17 protein-coding genes are annotated in these 18,850 nt (G+C 71.9%); 11 read left to right on the top strand and 6 right to left on the bottom strand.

The genetic code is table 11. The annotated features are described in order from the left end of the window. Nucleotides 1-251: 251 nt before the first annotated feature. A complete protein-coding gene (locus tag V1260_RS10890) occupies nt 252-554 on the top strand; it encodes a DUF4193 domain-containing protein (RefSeq protein WP_329746842.1) in 303 nt (100 codons plus the stop codon). Nucleotides 555-673: 119 nt separating this feature from the next. Here the strand turns inward: V1260_RS10890 and V1260_RS10885 are convergent, their stop codons facing one another. Further along, nucleotides 674-1,195: a DUF3093 domain-containing protein gene (locus tag V1260_RS10885; RefSeq protein ID WP_329746841.1), complete on the bottom strand. Its 522-nt coding sequence runs from the start codon at nt 1,193-1,195 to the stop codon at nt 674-676. A 107-nt stretch (nt 1,196-1,302) separates the two neighbouring features. On the opposite strand from V1260_RS10885, the gene dut reads away from it, so the two are divergent. The 6 genes from dut to V1260_RS10855 all read left to right on the top strand — a co-directional run bounded on the left by dut (nt 1,303) and on the right by V1260_RS10855 (nt 10,046). Then, nucleotides 1,303-1,818 carry a dUTP diphosphatase gene (gene dut, locus V1260_RS10880; protein WP_329746840.1) on the top strand — a complete coding sequence of 172 codons (516 nt, stop codon included), beginning with the start codon at nt 1,303-1,305 and terminating at the stop codon, nt 1,816-1,818. A gap of 2 nt (nt 1,819-1,820) precedes the next feature. Continuing rightward, complete coding sequence (locus V1260_RS10875; RefSeq protein ID WP_329746839.1) at nt 1,821-2,600, top strand: DUF3710 domain-containing protein; 780 nt, start codon at nt 1,821-1,823, stop codon at nt 2,598-2,600. Then, nucleotides 2,597-3,316: a DUF3159 domain-containing protein gene (locus tag V1260_RS10870; RefSeq protein ID WP_329746838.1), complete on the top strand. Its 720-nt coding sequence runs from the start codon at nt 2,597-2,599 to the stop codon at nt 3,314-3,316. Before V1260_RS10875 ends, V1260_RS10870 begins: the two co-directional genes overlap by 4 nt. 154 nt (nt 3,317-3,470) lie before the next feature. Beyond that, nucleotides 3,471-4,787 (top strand): class I SAM-dependent RNA methyltransferase, encoded by a 1,317-nt coding sequence (locus V1260_RS10865; protein ID WP_329746837.1) that lies wholly within the window; start codon nt 3,471-3,473, stop codon nt 4,785-4,787. Between the two features lie 232 nt (nt 4,788-5,019). Then, the gene (acnA, locus tag V1260_RS10860; RefSeq protein ID WP_329746836.1) at nt 5,020-7,809 is read left to right on the top strand and encodes an aconitate hydratase AcnA; all 2,790 of its coding nucleotides are present in this window, start codon (nt 5,020-5,022) and stop codon (nt 7,807-7,809) included. A 371-nt stretch (nt 7,810-8,180) separates the two neighbouring features. Beyond that, nucleotides 8,181-10,046 carry a 1-deoxy-D-xylulose-5-phosphate synthase gene (locus V1260_RS10855; protein ID WP_329746835.1) on the top strand — a complete coding sequence of 622 codons (1,866 nt, stop codon included), beginning with the start codon at nt 8,181-8,183 and terminating at the stop codon, nt 10,044-10,046. A gap of 6 nt (nt 10,047-10,052) precedes the next feature. On the opposite strand, the gene map is transcribed toward V1260_RS10855, so the two are convergent. The 5 genes from map to V1260_RS10830 form a co-directional block, all read right to left on the bottom strand. Beyond that, the gene (gene map, locus V1260_RS10850) at nt 10,053-10,874 is read right to left on the bottom strand and encodes a type I methionyl aminopeptidase (RefSeq protein WP_329746834.1); all 822 of its coding nucleotides are present in this window, start codon (nt 10,872-10,874) and stop codon (nt 10,053-10,055) included. Then, entirely contained in the window at nt 10,871-11,863 is a 993-nt protein-coding gene (locus tag V1260_RS10845; RefSeq protein WP_329746833.1) for a COX15/CtaA family protein, read from the bottom strand. Before V1260_RS10845 ends, map begins: the two co-directional genes overlap by 4 nt. Nucleotides 11,864-11,938: 75 nt before the next feature. Continuing rightward, nucleotides 11,939-12,772, bottom strand: a complete 834-nt coding sequence (locus V1260_RS10840) for an ABC transporter permease (RefSeq protein ID WP_329746832.1) — start codon at nt 12,770-12,772, stop codon at nt 11,939-11,941. After that, nucleotides 12,769-13,644 (bottom strand): ABC transporter ATP-binding protein, encoded by an 876-nt coding sequence (locus tag V1260_RS10835; RefSeq protein WP_329746831.1) that lies wholly within the window; start codon nt 13,642-13,644, stop codon nt 12,769-12,771. The genes V1260_RS10840 and V1260_RS10835 overlap by 4 nt, the downstream gene beginning before the upstream one ends. A 39-nt stretch (nt 13,645-13,683) precedes the next feature. Next, nucleotides 13,684-14,778: a glutathione S-transferase family protein gene (locus tag V1260_RS10830; protein WP_329746830.1), complete on the bottom strand. Its 1,095-nt coding sequence runs from the start codon at nt 14,776-14,778 to the stop codon at nt 13,684-13,686. Between the two features lie 223 nt (nt 14,779-15,001). Between V1260_RS10830 and V1260_RS10825 the strand changes: the two genes are divergently transcribed. From V1260_RS10825 to V1260_RS10810, 4 genes are read left to right on the top strand one after another with little or no spacing between them, the layout of a single operon-like run. Beyond that, nucleotides 15,002-15,739 (top strand): helix-turn-helix transcriptional regulator, encoded by a 738-nt coding sequence (locus V1260_RS10825; protein ID WP_329746829.1) that lies wholly within the window; start codon nt 15,002-15,004, stop codon nt 15,737-15,739. Next, the gene (sufB, locus tag V1260_RS10820) at nt 15,736-17,163 is read left to right on the top strand and encodes a Fe-S cluster assembly protein SufB (RefSeq protein ID WP_329746828.1); all 1,428 of its coding nucleotides are present in this window, start codon (nt 15,736-15,738) and stop codon (nt 17,161-17,163) included. Before V1260_RS10825 ends, sufB begins: the two co-directional genes overlap by 4 nt. Next, complete coding sequence (sufD, locus tag V1260_RS10815) at nt 17,163-18,494, top strand: Fe-S cluster assembly protein SufD (protein ID WP_329746827.1); 1,332 nt, start codon at nt 17,163-17,165, stop codon at nt 18,492-18,494. The genes sufB and sufD overlap by 1 nt, the downstream gene beginning before the upstream one ends. Continuing rightward, a complete protein-coding gene (locus tag V1260_RS10810) occupies nt 18,494-18,832 on the top strand; it encodes a non-heme iron oxygenase ferredoxin subunit (RefSeq protein ID WP_329746826.1) in 339 nt (112 codons plus the stop codon). Before sufD ends, V1260_RS10810 begins: the two co-directional genes overlap by 1 nt. Nucleotides 18,833-18,850: the final 18 nt, after the last annotated feature.

The raw sequence follows: 18,850 nt of genomic DNA, 5'->3' as shown, positions 1-18,850 counted from the left end.
CTAGGCCGCGACCTTACCGCGCGAGCCTGCTCACCGGGCCCGCTCAAGGGCTCGGATCGCCGCGTGTCGTGCTCCGGGTGGCATCCTGTTGAGTCCCGCAGGCCTCTCTGCAATAATGCCGCCGCATTCCGCGTTGGGAAGCGCGTCGACCACCGGGGGACCGGCCGGCGTTCCACGACGACGGACGGCCCCCGCCCCACAGGTCGCACGACCCTCCGAGAACACTCGAGACAACCCAGAACGGACCGTAGATGGCCACTGATTACGACGCACCGCGCAAGAACGACGACGAGTCCGGCGAGGACTCGATCGAGGAGCTGAAGGGTCGCCGGAACGAGGCCGCGACCCCGGTGGTGGATGAGGACGAGGCCGAGGCCGCGGATTCCTACGAGCTGCCGGGCGCCGATCTCTCGGGCGAGGAGCTCTCCGTCCGGGTCCTCCCGCGTCAGGCCGACGAGTTCACTTGCGCGAGCTGCTTCCTGGTGAAGCACCGCAGTCAGATCGATCACGTCGAGGGCACCCTCATCATCTGCAAGGAGTGCGCCGCCGCCTGAGCGAGCACCCGCCCCGATCACGGCGCCGTCCCCCTGAGGGGCGGCGCCGTCGTCGTCTCCGGTCCGGGCCGGCCCCGTGCTCCGGAGCCGGGCTCGAGTTCCCGGGCGGAGTCGGCGCCTCAGCGGGCGGTGGCGGCCTGCGCGGTGCGCACCGCGAGCGCGAGGTCCTCGGGCCGACGGGTGGAGGCGACCCACGCCGTCGTGGGGTCCTCGGTGTCGAGCACCGCGATGCGCAGGCCCCGTGCGACCCAGGGCCGCGTGCAGTGGTGGGCGAGGGGCTCGAAATCCTGCCCCATCGTCCGTTGCCAGTCCTCGCCGCGGAGCACCTCCGGCTCGCCGAGCAGCTCTGTGGGGATGTGCGCCCGGCCCAGGCGCAGCTCGCCGCCAGCGACCTCGAGCACGGGCGAGGCTAGGACGATGACTACTGCTCCCACGATCAGGGCGAGGACGCCCGCGACGAGGGCCCCGATGGTCCCGAGCGGCGCCACGGCGATGCCGACCACCGCGGCCAGCAGCACGACGACCGCCGCGGTGCCGGGTCCGGGTAGCAGGCGCTCATGGAAGAGCCGACCGTCCTCCCCGATCGCGGGGGGATCTCCTGCGGGGCGCGGGGACACGGCATCGGCGGGATCGGCGGACATGCCGCCATGTTCTCACGCCCGTCCGGGGTGCCCGCGGGGAGGTCCCGGGCACAGGTCGCCGAGGGCCGTCGCGCGCACCGGTCGTCCCAGCGCCTACCCTGGACCCCATGCCCGAGATGCCCTCAGCCCCCGGCTCCCCGGATCCGCGCGGCACGACCCTGCGGGTCCGTCGCGCCCCCGGGACTCCTCTGCCCCATCGCGCCCATCACGACGACGCCGGCCTCGATCTCGCGAGTGCCGAGGACGTCGTGATCCCGCCCGGAGGTCGCGCCCTGGTCGACACCGGCCTGGCCATCGCGCTCCCGGCCGGCACGGTCGGCCTCGTCTGCCCGCGCTCCGGGCTCGCGGCGAAGCACGGCGTCACGGTGCTCAACGGCCCCGGCGTCGTGGACGCCGGGTATCGCGGGCCCGTCAAGGTGGCCCTGCACAACACGGACCTCGAGCAGTCGGTCACGCTGCGGGTCGGGGATCGCATCGCACAGCTGGTCGTGGTGCCCTTCCTTGCCCCCGTGCTCGAGGACGTCGAGGACCTGGACGAGACGGACCGGGCGCAGGCGGGCTTCGGCTCGAGCGGCGGGCTCGCCGCCGCCCTGTCCGACCGCGAGCAGCAGCAGAAGGGATGAGGATGGGACTGTTCTCCCGCAGGAAAAAGGCCGAGGTCGAGGAGATCGAGGGCCTGGACGCGCTGGACACCGACGACCCCGGGACGCCGGGCGAGGAGGCCGACACCGAGGGCGAGACCCGGTCCGAGGGCGCGGACGGACCCGCCGACGGCGACGACACCGTCGAGCGACCGGATCACCTCGACGCGGGGCCTTTCGACGCCCACGAGGCCCCCGAGGAGGACCGGATCGACCTCGGAGCGCTGCTCGTCCCCACCATCGACGGTATGGAGCTGCGCATGGAGGTCGACCAGCGCAGCGGCAACGTCACCGGCGCGAACCTCGTGATCGAAGGATCCTCCCTCCAGGTCCAGGCCTTCGCCGCCCCCAAGTCCCGCGGGCTGTGGGACGAGGTGCGCACCTCGCTGCGCGACTCCGTGGTCAAGCAGGGCGGCACCGCCGAGACCCGTCCCGGCGTGTTCGGCACCGAGCTGATCACCCGCCTTCCCGTCAAGCGCGCCGACGGACGCACCGGCTACCGCCCGGCGCGCTTCCTCGGCGTCGACGGTCCGCGCTGGTTCCTGCGCGCGATCCTCACCGGGAAGGCTCTCGGTGACCGCGCCCAGGCCGAGCGCTTCGAGACCCTGATCTCTCGCCTGGTCGTCGTGCGCGGCACCGAGGCGATGGCCCCTCAGGAGCTGATCCCCCTGCACCTTCCAGGCCAGCGTCCCGGCCTCGCCCAGATCGCCGAGGGCCCGCTCGACCCGCTGGCCCGCGGCCCCGAGATCACCGAGGTCGGATGAGCGCCCCCGGCACCGAGCCGCAGCACCCCGGGGCGACTCCCGCGCCGGAGCCGTCGGCGGAGGGCTCGTCGGCCCCGAGCACGGGCCTCGCCGGCGTGCTGCGACAGGAGGAGTTCTCGGTCGCCCAGGCGATCGGAGGGCCGCGCGGCGTCGCCGAGTCGGTCCTGCCGACCCTCGTCTTCCTCGTGCTGTACCTGGTGACCCGTTCGGTGATGGCCGCCGCCCTCGCCGCGGTCGGGGTCGTGGCCGTGCTGCTCGTGGTGCGCCTGGTCCAGCGGCAGAGCCCGGCCACGGTGCTCGGCGGTCTGCTCGGGGTCGCCCTCGGCGCCGTCCTCGCCATCCGCTCGGGCGACGGCACCGACTTCTACGCCCCGGGGATCGCGATCAACGCCGTCTCCGTGCTCGTGCTGCTGGTCTCGCTGCTCGCCCGGCGGCCCCTCGTGGGTCTCGTGGTCGGGGTGCTGGACCCGCGGGTGCAGGACTGGGCCGAGGACCCTGACGCGCGCCGCGTCTACACCCGGGCGACACTGCTCTTCCTCGGGCTCTACGTCGCCAAGCTCGCGGTGCAGGTCCCGCTGCTCCTCACCGGCCAGGTCGCCGCCCTCGGCGTCGCCAAGCTGGTCATGGGCCTGCCGGCCTTCGCCGTCATCGCCTACCTGGTGTGGCTGCTCCACCGGGCGCTGCTCGCGCGGCGCGCGGCCGCCGACGCGGGCTGAGCGGACGCGCCGGGCGCCGGATGTCCCCGCGACGCCCGCGGTGGTGGGACACTGGTCGCCGACATGACCGCTGTCAGAACCCAGCGGAGCAGCCACCTGATCGACCGGAGCCGGTCCCGCGACGTCCAGACGCGGGCGGAGAGGGAGTGGACCGATGAGCACGGACCCCGAACGCGACGCGAGCGGCCCGGCGCCGGACGGACGACTCCTCACCCTCTCCGTCGGCGCGCCCGCCGCCGGGGGCACCTTCGTGGCCCGCCATGAGGGCCGGGTCGTGTTCGTGCGCGGGACCGCACCGGGGGAGACGGTGATCGCGCGCCTCCTCGACGATCCGGCCGAGAAGCCCGATGCGCGCTTCTGGCGCGCCGAGGCGGTCGAGGTCCTCGAGCCCGGGGTCGATCGCGTCCCGACGGTGTGGGAGGAGGCCTCCGCTGAGGGGATCGGCGGTGCCGAGTGGTCCCACATCGCCCTGCCCGCGCAGCGCCGCATCGCGAGCGAGGTCATGCAGGAGCTCCTGCGCCGCGCCGGGGTGAGCAGCTATCCCATCGAGGAGGTGCAGGTCGAGCCAGCCACCCACGACATGGACGGACTCGGCTGGCGCACGCGCATGCGCTTCGCAGTCGACGAGCAGGGGCACGTGGGGATGCGCGGCTGGCGCTCCCACGACGTGCACCCGCTCGGGGCGAACCCGCTCGCGGCCCGCGCGATCCGCGATCTCGACCTCGGAACCTGGACGGCGCCGGAGGGCGTGGAGGCCATCGACGCGGTCGCCCCCTCCGTCGGCCCCGCCTCGGTGGTGCTGGTGGGCCGGGACCTGGACCCGGCGATGATCCGCATCCCCGAGGAGTGGGGTGACGTGGACGTGTCCGTGCGGACCTCGCGGGGGCTCGTCCCCCTCCGCGGCGACGGCATGGTGCGCGAGCGCGTCGGCGATCGGCTGTTCGCGGTCTCGGCGACCGGGTTCTGGCAGTCCCATCGCCGGGCCGCCGAGCTGCTCAGCGAGGCCGTCTTGACGGCGCTGCGCGCACCGCGCGGCGGCAGCGCCTGGGACCTCTACGGCGGGGTGGGGCTGTTCGCCGCCGTCGCCGCCGAGCAGGTGGGGCGGGACGGCACCGTCGTCTCCGTCGAGGGGAACCGCCGGGCCTCCCAGCTCGCCGCGGAGAACCTCCAGGACCTCCCGCAGGTGTCGACCGGCACGGCCGACGTCACCGACTGGGTGCGCGCCCGGCGCGGCGGGGTCGACGTGGTGGTCCTGGATCCGCCGCGCAACGGCGCCGGGCTCGAGCTGATGGACCTGCTCGCCGCCGCGGTGCGGCAGCGGATCGTCTACGTGTCCTGCGAGCCCTCGACCCTCGCCCGGGACCTCGCCGCGATCGAGAAGAAGGGATGGGGCCTCACCGAGCTGCGGGCCTTCGACCTCTTCCCGCACACGCACCACATCGAGTCCGTCGCGGTCCTCGAGCGGGTCTGAACCGCTCTGGGCAGGCGGCCGACCCGCCCCGGGCCGAGCTGACGACCTGTCAGCTGGAGGCCCCGATCCGTGGTAGAATTTATCTTGACTTCAAGATATCTGCCGGGGTCGCCCCTGCAGACCACCACCTCACCTGCACACTCGTCCGGATCGGCGGTCGGCGCGTTCGCCTGCCGCCGTCGGTGCGCGCGCCTACGATGAGGGGGTCGCCCATCAACCGAGGAGTTCTTCCATGAGCACCATCGACTCGTTCCACGCGAAGCAGCAGCTCGCCGTCGGCGGGACCGACTACGAGATCTACGCCCTCGACGCCGTGCCGGGCGCCGAGAAGCTGCCCTACAGCCTCAAGGTCCTGCTCGAGAACCTGCTGCGCACCGAGGACGGCGCGAACATCACCGCCGATCACGTCCGCGCTCTGGCCTCGTGGGATCCCTCCGCCGAGCCCGCGACGGAGATCCAGTTCACCCCGGCCCGCGTGATCATGCAGGACTTCACCGGCGTGCCCTGCGTCGTCGACCTCGCCACCATGCGCGAGGCGATGGAGGACCTCGGCGGCGACCCCGAGAAGATCAACCCGCTCGCCCCGGCCGAGATGGTCATCGACCACTCCGTCATGATCGACGTCGCCGGCCGCCTGGACGCGCTCGAGAAGAACATGGAGCTCGAGTACGAGCGCAACCGCGAGCGCTACCAGTTCCTGCGCTGGGGCCAGACCGCCTTCGACGACTTCAAGGTCGTCCCCCCGGGCACCGGCATCGTCCACCAGGTCAACATCGAGTACCTGGCCCGGACCGTGATGACCCGTGAGGTGTCCGTCAACGGGGAGGCGCCGGTCCTGCGCGCGTACCCGGACTCTTGCGTCGGCACCGACTCCCACACCACCATGGTCAACGGCCTGGGCGTGCTCGGCTGGGGCGTCGGCGGCATCGAGGCGGAGGCCGCGATGCTGGGCCAGCCCGTGTCGATGCTGATCCCCAAGGTGGTCGGCTTCAAGCTCACCGGCGAGATCCCCGCCGCGGCGACCGCGACCGACGTCGTGCTCACCATCACCGAGATGCTCCGCCAGCAGGGCGTGGTCGGCAAGTTCGTCGAGTTCTACGGCGAGGGCGTCTCCCAGGTCCCGCTCGCGAACCGCGCGACCATCGGCAACATGAGCCCGGAGTTCGGCTCGACCTGCGCGATCTTCCCGATCGACGACGTCACCGTCGACTACCTCCGCCTCACCGGCCGCTCCGAGGAGCAGCTCGCGCTCGTCGAGGCCTACGCCAAGCGCCAGGGCCTCTGGCACGACCCGAGCATCGAGGTCGCCTACTCCGAGTACCTCGAGCTGGACCTCTCCACCGTGGTCCCCTCGATCGCCGGCCCGAAGCGTCCCCAGGACCGCATCATCCTCACCGAGGCCAAGGAGTCCTTCCGCGAGGTGCTGCCCTCGTACGCCGCCGATCATCCGGTGCAGGCGAACGGCGACGGCTCCTTCCCGGCCTCCGACCCGGCCGCCCCCGAATCCGACAACGAGTCGGGCGGCGCCCCGCCCGAGCACCAGCACGTCGTCGGCCGCGCCTCGAACCCCGTCCAGGTCAAGGGGAGGGACTTCGAGATCGACCACGGCATCGTCTCGATCGCCTCGATCACCTCCTGCACCAACACCTCGAACCCCTCGGTGATGATGGCCGCCGGCCTGCTGGCCCAGAACGCCGTGGACCGCGGCCTCGCGGCCAAGCCGTGGGTCAAGACCTCCATGGCCCCCGGCTCGCAGGTCGTCACGAACTACTACACGAAGGCCGGCCTGTGGCCCGCCCTCGAACAGCTCGGCTTCCACCTGGTGGGCTACGGCTGCACCACCTGCATCGGCAACTCCGGCCCGCTGGATGCGGAGATCTCCGAGGCCATCGCCGAGAAGGACCTCGCGGTCACCGCGGTGCTCTCGGGCAACCGCAACTTCGAGGGCCGCATCAACCCCGACGTGAAGATGAACTACCTGGCGTCCCCGCCGCTGGTCATCGCCTACGCGCTCGCGGGCACGATGGACTTCGACTTCGAGAACGACCCGCTGGGCACCGACAAGGACGGCCAGGACGTCTACCTGCGCGACATCTGGCCGAACCCGACCGATGTCGAGCGTGTGATCGGCGAGAACATCACCCAGGAGATGTTCTCCGCCGACTACCAGGACGTCTTCACCGGCGATGAGCGCTGGCGCGGGCTGGAGACCCCCGAGGGCGCGACCTTCGACTGGGATGCCGAGTCCACCTACGTGCGCAAGCCCCCGTACTTCGAGGGCATGGGCCAGACCCCCGAGCCGGTCGAGGACATCCGCGGTGCGCGGGTGCTCGCCAAGCTCGGCGACTCCACCACCACGGACCACATCTCGCCCGCGGGTTCCATCAAGCTCGACTCCCCGGCCGGGAAGTACCTGCAGGAGCACGGCGTGGCCCGCAAGGACTTCAACTCCTACGGGTCGCGGCGCGGCAACCACGAGGTGATGATCCGCGGCACCTTCGCGAACATTCGCATCAAGAACCAGCTGCTCGACGGTGTCGAGGGTGGGTACACGAAGAACTTCCTGACCGGCGAGCAGGAGTTCATCTACGACGCGGCGCAGGCGTACGCGGCGGAGGACATTCCGCTGGTGGTGCTGGCCGGCAAGGAGTACGGCACAGGCTCCTCGCGCGACTGGGCCGCCAAGGGCACCAAGCTCCTGGGCGTCAAGGCCGTCATCACCGAGAGCTACGAGCGCATCCACCGCTCGAACCTCATCGGCATGGGCGTGCTGCCGCTGCAGTTCCCGGCGGGGGAGAGCGCCGACTCGCTCGGGCTCGACGGGACCGAGACCTTCGACATCACGGGCGTCACCGCGCTGAACGAGGGCACGACCCCGAAGACCGTGGCCGTCACCGCCACCAAGGAGGACGGCTCGGTCGTCACCTTCGACGCGGTGGTCCGTATCGACACCCCCGGGGAGGCGGACTACTTCCGCAACGGCGGCATCCTGCAGTACGTCCTGCGCTCGCTCGTCGCCTGATCGACGTACTGCGAGGGACGAGCGGTAGGAGGTCAGGCAGAGGGTGACCGCCTGATCGACGTACTGCGAGGGACGAGCGGTAGGAGGTCAGGCAGAGTTTGACAGCCTGATCGACGTACTGCGTGACAGACGGCGCCCCGTCCGGCAAACGCCGGGCGGGGCGCCGTCGTCGTGGACGGGTCCGCGCGGGTCTCCAGCGCCCCGCACGAGCACCCCTGATCACCCGATCTGCACGCCATTGCAGACGCCGGACGGTGACCGTGAAACCCCGGTGAAGATGTGCACAGATGTGACCATGTCGGCCGTCGATCCTGGTCAGCACGACGTACTCTGAGGGAGTCCCGCCCCCCGCACCCCAGGGAGGACCGCGCGTGCCCACCACTCAGCAGCGCTCCCTCACCGGACCTCCGCGCCCCCGGACGACACCGCAGTCGTCGGCCGCCGCGGCACCCGTCGACGTACCGATCCCGTCGGACCCGGAGGCCCTCCGTCGGCTCCCCGCCGACCGGCTCCCCGGTCTCGCCCGCACCCTCCGTCGCCGCCTGCTCGAGATCTGCTCGCGCACCGGCGGACACCTGGGCCCGAACCTCGGCGTGGTCGAGCTGACGATCGCCCTCCACCGCGAGTTCCGCTCACCGGCCGAGCCGATCGTCTTCGACACCGGGCATCAGGCCTACGTGCACAAGATGATCACCGGTCGTGCCGACCTCTCCGGCCTGCGCAGCGCCGGCGGCGTCTCGGGCTATCCGGATCGCTCCGAATCCCCGCACGACGTGGTCGAGAACTCCCACGCCTCCGGGTCGATCGCCTGGGCTCACGGTCTGGACCGCGCTCATCGGCTCGCCGGGGTCGACGGGGCGACGGTCGCCGTGATCGGCGACGGGGCGCTCACGGGCGGCGTCGGACTCGAGGCGCTCAACGAGCTCGCCACGGACCGCGGCTCCCGCACCGTCGTGGTCCTGAACGACAACACGCGCTCCTATGCCCCGACCGTCGGAGGTCTCGCCGCGCATCTCGCGGCGCTCCGCGCCGGGGACGTCGCCCCGGGCGAGGACGTCTTCACCGCCCTCGGGCTGGGCTACGTCGGCCCCGTGGACGGTCATGACCTCGGAGCGCTCGCGCAGGCGCTCACCCGCGCCCGGGTCCTGGCCGAGGCCGAGGACCGTGCCGGAGTGCTGGTCCACGTCGTGACCCGCAAGGGCGCCGGCTTCGCCCGCGCCGAGTCCGACCTCGTCGACCAGTGGCACTCCACCGGGCCCTTCGCCCTCGATGACCAGCAGGAGGCCGCCCCGGCCGCAGACACCTGGACCGCCCGGTTGGGACGAGCGGTGCTCGACGCCGCCCGCGCCGACGAGCGCGTGGTCGCCCTCAGCGCCGCGATGATCGACCCCGTCGGCCTCACCCCGATGCAGCGGGAGATGCCCGAACGCGTCCTCGACGTCGGCATCGCCGAGCAGCTCGCCCTCGACACCGCTGCGGGCCTCTCGTCCGGCGGGCGCCGACCGCTGGTCGCCCTCTACGCGACCTTCCTCAACCGTGCCCACGACCAGCTGCTCCTGGACATCGCCCTGCACCACGAGGACGTCGTGATCACCCTCGATCGCGCCGGCGTGACCGGCGACGACGGCCCCAGCCATCACGGCATCTGGGACCTCGCCCTCGCGGCCCAGGTCCCCGGTCTGTCGCTGTGGGCACCGCGCGATGCCGAGCGGCTCGAGGAGGCGGTCCCCGCCGCGCTCGACACTCCGGGACCCTCGATCGTCCGCTTCCCGAAGGGCGCTTGCCCGCCCGTCCAGCCGGCCCGCACGCGGATCCCCGCGGGGGACGTGCTCGCCGGCGACCACGAGGCGCCGATCGACCTGCTGCTGGTCAGCATCGGCGCCCTCGCACCCCGCGCCATCCTGGCCGCGGAGGAACTGCTCGCCGAGCGGACGGACCTCAACGTCCTGGTGATCGATCCCGTGCAGGCCCTGCCGCTCGCGGAGCCGCTCCTGGAGCTCGCCGGTCGTGCCCGCGCCGTCGTCACCCTCGAGGACGGCCTCGCCGAGCGCGGCGTCGGCGCGGCTCTCGCCGTGCGGCTCCAGTCCCGTGCGACCCTCGCGCATCCCGCTCCGGTGGTGCGCACCCTGGGCGTCGCGGGGGAGTTCATCGCCCATGCCAAGCGCGACCAGATCCTGTCCGCTCAGGGCCTCGACGCCGACGGGATCGTTGCGACCCTGCGCGCCGTGCTCGGCTGAGCGCGCTCAGCCCAGCGAGCTGCGCGGGGAGGGGTCGTCCGCCCGAGCGGTGAGCACGATCGGCGCCCCGTCGGTGACCTGCAGGGTGTGCTCGGCGTGCGCGCCGCGGGACCCGTCGGCGGAGAGCTGGGTCCAGCCGTCGCGCTCGTCGACCCGGAGCTCCGAGGTGGTCGGGACGAGGAAGGGCTCGACCGTGATCAGCTGCCCGGCGACCAGCTCGGCGCCCGAGCCGGGGGTGCCGTGGTTCGGGACGAACGGCGCCTCGTGCATCGTGCGGCCCACGCCGTGCCCACCGAAGCGGTCGTTGATCGTGTAGCCCAGCGCGTGGGCCCGGTGCATGACCGCGTTCCCGATGTCGCCCACGGTTGCCCCGGCGGTGACCTGGTCGATCCCGGCCCACATCACCTGCTCGGTGTCTCGGATGAGCTGGAGGTCCTCCTCCCGCGGGGTGCCGACTGGGATCGTCAGGCAGGAGTCGGCGACCCAGCCCTCGAGCGAGACCGCGAAGTCGAGGGAGAGCAGGTCGCCGTCCTCGAGCACCCGGTCGTAGGGGCGTCCGTGCAGCACGCCGTCGTTGAGCGAGGTGCAGATGACGTACCCGAAGGGGGAGGCGCCGAAGGCCGGGTGATAGTCGAGATAGCAGCTCGTCGCCCCCGCTTCGCGGATCAGGCGGTGCGCCTCGGCGTCGACCTCGAGCAGGTTCCATCCGACCTCGACGGTCTCCCGCAGGTGCGAGAGCACCGAGGCCACGAACTCGCCGGCGGGCCGGGCCTGCTCGAGGGTGGGCAGCTCGGCGGTGGAGGAGCGACGGCGGCGACCGAGGATCATGCCGTCGCCTCCTGCCAGGTGACGAGCCGTGCCCCGACCCAGGCGATGGCGGCACCGAAGAGGGCGGCCCCGATCAGGTGCAGGAAGACCACGATCTCGGGGAGCCCGGTGAAGTACTGGACGTAGCCGATGACGCCCTGGATCAAGGTCATGCCCAGCAGCCACCACGCGGCGACCCGGGCCTCGCGGCGGGCTCCGGTGCGGACGAGGACCACGAGCAGGGCGATCAGGAGGGCGCAGAAGAGGTAGACCGAGAGCGCATGCACCCGGGAGATCAGCACCGGGTCGAGCATGATCCGGGTGACGTCCCCGGCATCGCCCGAATGCGGCCCGGTGCCGGTCACGATCGTGCCGAGGACCAGCACCAGGAAGCCCACCGCGGCGAGGGGGACGTAGATCCACACCGCTGCACGGGGCACGGCCCGGCGCACGGGGCCGTCCCCGTCGTAGAGCCGGACGAGCAGCACCATCGAGGTCGCCGCCAGCACGGGGGAGATCAGGAAGTGCGGGCTGACCACCCCGGGGTGGAGGTCGGCGAAGACCACCACCATGCCGATCAGCGCCTGCAGGATCGTGCCGAGCAGCGGAACCCAGGCCAGGCGACGGAAGCCGACGCCCTTGTGGGACAGCCACCGCCAGGTCACCAGCAGCAGCGCCGCGGCGAAGACGCACAGCACGCCGGTCAGCATCCGGTTCCCGAACTCGACGAAGGGATGGATCCCCGACTCGAGGGTCAGCTCGGGCGTGAAAGTGCCCGGCTCGCAGTTGGGCCACGTCGAGCAGCCCAGTCCGCTGCCCGTCAGCCGCACCGCTCCGCCCGAGAGGATGATGCCCATCTGGCTGATCAGGTTCCCCCAGAACACGACCTGGGCGAGACGGCCCCGGCGCCGCGGCCCCCAGTCCAACCGGGTGTCGGGAAGGGTGGTCACGCTGCCGTGGCGCTCGGGAGCGCGCGCGGCAGCCGCGGGGGCGACGGGGGCGGAGGGCATGCCCTCGATTCTAGGGAGCCCGCCCGTGGATCCGCTGTGCCCCGCGCGGTGACCCGGGGCACGTCGGACGAGCCCTCAGGCGTCCGTCCAGCGGAACCAGCGGATCACCGCGAGGCTCGCGCCCACGGCCCAGATCACCAGCACGAGCGCGGAGCCGATCGAGAACGGGGAGCCCGCGAGGCAGGCCCGCAGCAGCTCGCCGAGAGCGCCCGAGGGGAGCAGGTCGACGAGGCCGCGCAGGAAACGGGGGTACTGCGCGACCGGGAAGGAAATGCCTCCCACCACGAACAGCACGAAGACGAGGTTCGAGGCGGCGAGCACGCCCTCGGTGCGCAGCCGACCCGCGAGCAGCAGGCCGAGGGCGCCGAACGCCACCGTGCCGACGAGCCACACCGGAAGGGCGGCGAGCAGTCCCCACAGCTCCGGACGCCAGCCCAGGGCCAGAGCGAGCAGGCCGAGCACCGCTCCCTGCAGCACGTGCACCAGCAGGGTCGCCAGCACCTTCCCGGCGAGATAGCCGTCCCGGCCGAGCGGGGTGGTGGCGACCCAGCGCAGCACGCCGTTGCGCCGGTCGAAGCCGGTCTGGATCGCCTGGGAGGTGAAGGAGGTCGAGACCAGCGCCGTCGCGAGAGTCGCAGCGACCGCGGTGTCGATCGGCGCGACACCCTCGAGCCGGCCGACCGGCAGCAGCCGCAGACCGATCAGCACGAAGGCCGGGACGGCGATGGCGACCATCAGCTGTTCACCGTTCGTCAGCAGGGTGCGCGCCTCCAGACGCGCATGGGCGAGGATACGGCGAAGTCTCGGGGCCGGTGCCGGGCCGGAGGACGGGGCGTTCGACGGGGCCTGGGAGGTCGGGGAGGCGGGATCGCCCGCCCGGGAGTCGGCGGAGAGGTCGGGGGCGGTCATCGGATCTCCTCCGTCGTCGGCGCGGCGGACGTCAGGTCGAGGAGCACCGCTTCGAGGTCCGCCGCCCCGGCGGCGCCCAGCTCGAGTCGCGCGCCGTGGCGGGCGGCGAGCGCGCGGAGATCCTCTTCGAGGGTCGCCCGGGCGGTGGGGGCGATGCCGCTCAGCCGGGCGGTCACCGACCCGTCGGCGCCGGAGCCGCGGTGGTCCTCGATGACCTCCGCGACCGTCCCGGCGGCCACCGTGCGGCCCCGCGCGATCACGCACACCTCGTCGGCCAGCCCCACCACGTCCTCCATCAGGTGGGTGGTGAGGACCACGGCGGTGCCCTGCTGGGCGAGGCCGCGCACGAGGGTGCGCACGCGGCGTCGGATCTCGGGGTCCATGCCCGCCGTCGGCTCGTCGAGGAAGACGAGGCGGGGCCGCCCGATGATCGCGAGCGCGAGGGCGAGCCGCTGGCGCTGACCGCCGGAGAGACGGCGCACGAGGGTGTCCGCGAAGTCGGTGATCCCCAGGTACTCGGCGACCTCGTCGACGTCGAGGGGGTGGGCGTGCAGCGAGGCCCCGTAGCGCAGGAGCTCGAGGGTGCGCGCGCCGGAGGTGAGCCCGCCGTCCTGGATCATCACGCCGACCTGCGCGCGGTGCTCGGCGGTGGAGCGCCAGGGGTTGACCCCGAGCACCCGTACGGTACCGTCCGCAGGTCGCAGCAGGCCCGTCGCACAGGAGATGGTGGTCGTCTTGCCGGCACCGTTGGGGCCGAGCAGCGCGGTGACCCGCCCGTGACGGGCGACGAGGTCGACCCCGTCGAGGGCGCGGACGGGGCCGAAGGAAAGGGCGAGGTCCTCGACGACGAGGGCGGGGGAATGGTCGGTCATGGCGCCGCCCATGCTAGGCCCCCGTCGTCGGTCGGCGGCTCAGCGACCGGCGACGTGCAGGGGCGTGTGCGCGGGATCGACGACCTCGGCCGCGAGCGGCGGCTCGGGGGCGGTGCCTCCCGGCCCCCACGTGTCGGTCTCGAGGCGATCGCGATCGTGGGGCACCATCAGCGGCTCGAGCGCCGGGCCGAGCGGCACGATCTGCGTGGGGTTGAGGTCCTCGTGCACGTAGTAGTAGTGCCGCTTGATCTGCTCGAAGTCGACGGTGTCGCCGAAGCCGGGGGTCTGGAAGAGGTCCTTGGTGTAGCTCCACAGGTTCGGCATGGAGGCGAGGGTCTGCCGGTTGGCCTTGAAGTGGCCGTGGTAGACGGGATCGAAGCGGATGAGGGTGGGGAAGAGGCGCACGTCCGCCTCGGTGATCGAGGGGCCGAGGAGGTAGCGGCTGCGGCCGAGGCGCTCCTCGAGCTCGTCCAGCGCCTCCCACAGCAGGGCGTACTCGCGCTCGTAGTCCTCCTGCGAGCCGGCGAAGCCCACCTTGTACACGCCGTTGTTGACGCGGTGGAGCATCCACTTGGTCAGCGCGTCGATCTCCTCGCGCAGCGGCTCCGGGTAGAGGTCCGGGGCACCCTCGCGGTGGTGCTCGGTCCACTCGGTCGCGAAGTCGAGGGTGATGCGCTGGAAGTCGTTGGTGACGACGGCCCGGGAGGGCACGTCGACGACGGCGGGGACGGTGATCCCGCGCGGGTAGTCGGGGAAGCGGGCGAAGTAGGCCTGCTGCAGGCGTTCGTAGCCGAGCACCGGGTCGACGCCGCCGGGATCGAGATCGAAGGTCCAGGAGCGCTTGTCGTGCGTGGGGCCGGGCATGCCGACGGAGATCACGTCCTCGAGGCCCAGGAGCCGCCGGGAGATGAGGGTGCGATTCGCCCAGGGGCAGGCGCGGGCCGCGATCAGCCGGTAGCGACCGGCCTCGACCGGCCAGCCGTCGCGGCCGTCGCGCGTGATCCGGTCATCGATGTAGGTCATGTCGCGGTCGAAGGCCTTTCCCGCGCTCACGTAGGCGCCTCGCGTCGAATGCTCCTCGCCGTTCTTGGGTGCGGTGGCCTCGTGCTCTGGCCGGCTCTCGGTGCTGCTCATGGTTCCCTCCGGTGCTCGACGGCGCGGTGCGCGGGGCGGGCCCGCATCCGCGGACTGTCCCCAATATAGTTGAAATGCGTAGCAGTTGGGGGCGAGACGCGTCACCTCCGGGTAAGGGCACCCTGGGTGGTTCGTGGCACATGGGTGGGCAGGGTTTTGGAAAGTGTCATGTTGTAAAATCGGTGGGGTCGCCGACGGTCGAGACGGAGGAGGCGCCGAGGACATGACGACTCCCCAGCAGGAGCCCGCCGGGCCGCACGCCACCCGGGACCGGCTGATCGATGCGATCTCCGCGCACGGGCCGATCACCGCCCGCCAGCTGGCCGAGCGCTTCGAGCTCACCAGCGCCGCCGTGCGTCGGCACCTCGCCCTCCTCGAGGCCGACGGGGTGATCGAGGAGCACGAGGTCCCGGTCGCCCATCGCGGGCGTGGCCGCCCGTCGAAGACGTTCGTGCTGTCCAAGGCGGCGCACGATAAGCTCCCCGGGGGCTACGACGAGCTCGCCGTCCTCGCGGTCGCCGAGCTCGCCCGCCGCGGCGGGGAGGACGCGGTCGCCCGGCTCGCCGCCCGTCGCATCGCCGACTGGGAGAGCGCGCTCTCCGCGGAGGTCGAGCGCCGGGAGGCGGCGGGGGAGAGGATCACCCGCTCGCGGCGGATCGAGCTGCTCGCCGAGCTGCTCACCGAACGCGGTTACGCCACCACCGTCCGCCCGCTGCACGTCCCGCTGCCGACCGCCGGCGGACGTCCGGGGGAGATCCCGCGTACGCTCGTCACGGCCCAGCTCTGCCACGGCCGCTGCCCCGTCCTGGACGTCGCGGCCGATCATCCCGAGCTGTGCGAGGCCGAGTCCGAGCTCATCTCCCGCATCATCGGGGCCCCCGTCCAGCGCCTGGCCACCCTGGCCCAGGGCGCCCACGTCTGCACGACTCATATTCCGCTCACCGAGGGAAGGACATCATGACGAGCGCACCAGAGAAGCTCACACAGGACGAGATCATCGACTCCATCGGCAATTACGCCTTCGGATGGCACGACGAGGACTCGGCCGGGGCCAGCGCGCGCCGCGGTCTGTCCGAGGACGTCGTGCGCGACATCTCCGCCCGCAAGAGCGAACCCGAGTGGATGCTCGAGCGTCGCCTCAAGGCGCTGCGGCTCTTCGAGAAGAAGCCGATGCCGACCTGGGGCCCGGATCTCTCCGGGATCGCCTTCGACGACATCAAGTACTTCGTCCGCTCCACCGAGAAGCAGGCCACCTCCTGGGAGGACCTGCCCGAGGACATCCGCGAGACGTACGACCGCCTGGGCATCCCTGAGGCGGAGAAGCAGCGCCTCGTCGCCGGCGTCGCCGCGCAGTACGAGTCCGAGGTCGTCTACCACCAGATCCGTGAGGACCTGGAGGAGCAGGGCGTCATCTTCCTCGATACCGACACGGCGCTCAAGGAGCACCCCGAGCTGTTCCGGGAGTACTTCGGCACCGTCATCCCCTCGGGCGACAACAAGTTCTCGGCGCTGAACACCGCCGTGTGGTCCGGCGGGTCCTTCGTCTACGTCCCCAAGGGCGTGCACGTGGAGATCCCGCTGCAGGCCTACTTCCGGATCAACACCGAGAACATGGGTCAGTTCGAGCGCACGCTGATCATCGCCGACGAGGGCTCGTACGTGCACTACGTCGAGGGCTGCACCGCGCCGATCTACAAGTCCGACTCGCTGCACAGCGCCGTCGTCGAGATCGTCGTGAAGAAGGACGCCCGCGTCCGCTACACGACCATCCAGAACTGGTCGAACAACGTCTACAACCTGGTCACCAAGCGCACCACCGTCGAGCAGGGCGGCGTCATGGAGTGGGTCGACGGCAACATCGGCTCGAAGGTCACCATGAAGTACCCGGCCGTGTGGCTCATGGGCGAGCACGCCCGCGGGGAGACCCTCTCCGTCGCCTTCGCGGGCGAGGGCCAGAACCAGGACACCGGGTCGAAGATGGTGCACATGGCGCCGCACACCTCGAGCTCGATCGTCTCGAAGTCCGTCTCGCGCGGCGGCGGCCGCAGCTCCTACCGCGGCCTGGTCCAGGTCATGCCCGGTGCCGAGCACTCCGCCTCGACCGTGCTGTGCGACGCGCTGCTGGTGGACACCATCTCGCGCACCGACACCTACCCCTACGTCGACGTGCGCGTCGACGACGTCCAGATGGGCCATGAGGCCACCGTCTCCAAGGTCTCCGAGGAGCAGCTCTTCTACCTGATGAGCCGCGGCATGGAGGAGACCGAGGCGATGGCGATGATCGTGCGCGGCTTCATCGAGCCCATCGCCCGCGAGCTCCCGATGGAGTACGCCCTCGAGCTGAACCGCCTGATCGAGCTGCAGATGGAAGGAGCAGTCGGCTGATGACCTCGACCGATGTCACCGATGTGAAGGGCCCCGAGAGCGCCGGGGACCCCACCGCGAACGAGGCCGTGGGCCATGCGGCGGGGGCTGCCCCCGTCGCCGCCGGAACCGCCCTCGAGGGCACCGACACCACGGCCGCTCCCGAGCTGGAGGCGGAGAACCTCTCGCTCCCCGGCCAGGGGCTGTCCGCCGCGCACGCCGCGGCGAACCGCGGCGCTCGGCTGCGCTCCTTCGAGGTCGCCGACCACGCCGTGCCCCGCAGCGACGTCGAGGAGTGGCGCTTCTCCCCGCTGCGCCGCTTCGCGCCGCTCTTCGAGGACGTCGCCACCGACGACCGCGAGGGCGATCTCGCCGTCGACTACGCGGTGAGCGTCCCCGAGGGCGCCCCGGAGCCGGGAGTCCTGGCCCCCGGTCAGGCGCCGCGCGGCACCGTCCTGGTGCCCGAGGACCGCACCTCCGCCGTCGCCTCCGCCCGCACCGAGCAGGCGCTGCACCTCGTGGCCGCGAAGAACGCCGCGTACGACACGCCGTTCCGCGTCGACATCACCGGGCGCGGTGCCGAGCGGCGCGGCAACGCCCACCTCGTGCTCGAGGCCGAGGAGTCCTCCTCCTCGATCGTGGTCCTGAACCACACCGGCGCCGCGCAGTACGCGCAGAACGTCGAGATCGTCGTCGGCGACAACGCGCAGATGACGGTCATCTCGGTCCACGACTGGGACGACGACGCCGTGCACATCGCCCAGCACCACGCCCGCGTGGGCCGCGACGCCCGCCTGAAGCACGTCGCGGTCACCCTCGGCGGCGGTGCGGTGCGCCTGAACGCGATCGGCGAGTACGCCGCCCCCGGCGGCGAGATCGAGAAGCTCGGCCTGTACTTCTCCGACGAGGGCCAGTTCTTCGAGAACCGGCTCTTCATCGACCACAGCGCCCCGAACTGCACCTCCAACGTCGCCTACAAGGGCGCGCTGCAGGGCAAGGGCGCGCGGTCCGTGTGGGTCGGCGACGTGCTGATCCGCAAGTCGGCCGAGGGGACGAACACCTACGAGCTGAACCGCAACCTGGTGCTCACCGAGGGGGCGCGCGCCGACTCGGTGCCGAACCTGGAGATCGAGACCGGTGAGATCGAGGGCGCCGGGCATGCCGCGGCGACCGGTCGTTTCGACGACGAGCAGCTGTTCTACCTGCGCGCTCGCGGCATCTCCGAGGTCGAGGCCCGCCGCCTCGTGGTGCGCGGCTTCTTCGCGGAGATCATCCAGCAGATCGACGTCCCCGAGGTGCGCGAGCGCCTCTCGGCCGCGATCGAGGACGAGCTCGCCCGGAGCATGAACTGATGTCGGACGCCTTCGTCCCCGTCGCCGCCCTCGCCGACCTCGACCCCGGTGAGGCGATCGACGTCGTCGCCGGCGGCATCGAGATCGCGCTGGTGCGCGACGAGGACGGCGGCGTCCACGCCCTCGAGGACCTCTGCTCGCACGACGAGATCGCGCTGAGCGACGGCGAGGTCGAGGGGTGCACCATCGAGTGCTGGAAGCACGGCAGCCAGTTCGACCTCGTCACCGGTCGTCCCCTGCAGCTCCCGGCCGTCCGGCCCGTGCGGGTCTTCCCCGTGCGCATCGACGAGAGCAGCGGCGCGATCCTCGTGGATCCGACCGCCGCCCCCGCCACCTGATCCTCCGGGTGCCCCGCG

This window comes from Brachybacterium sp. J144, assembly GCF_036321705.1.
Classification (GTDB): domain Bacteria; phylum Actinomycetota; class Actinomycetes; order Actinomycetales; family Dermabacteraceae; genus Brachybacterium.
The sequence above is the reverse complement of the archived record's forward strand: the minus strand, read 5'-3'. Positions and strand labels throughout refer to the sequence as shown.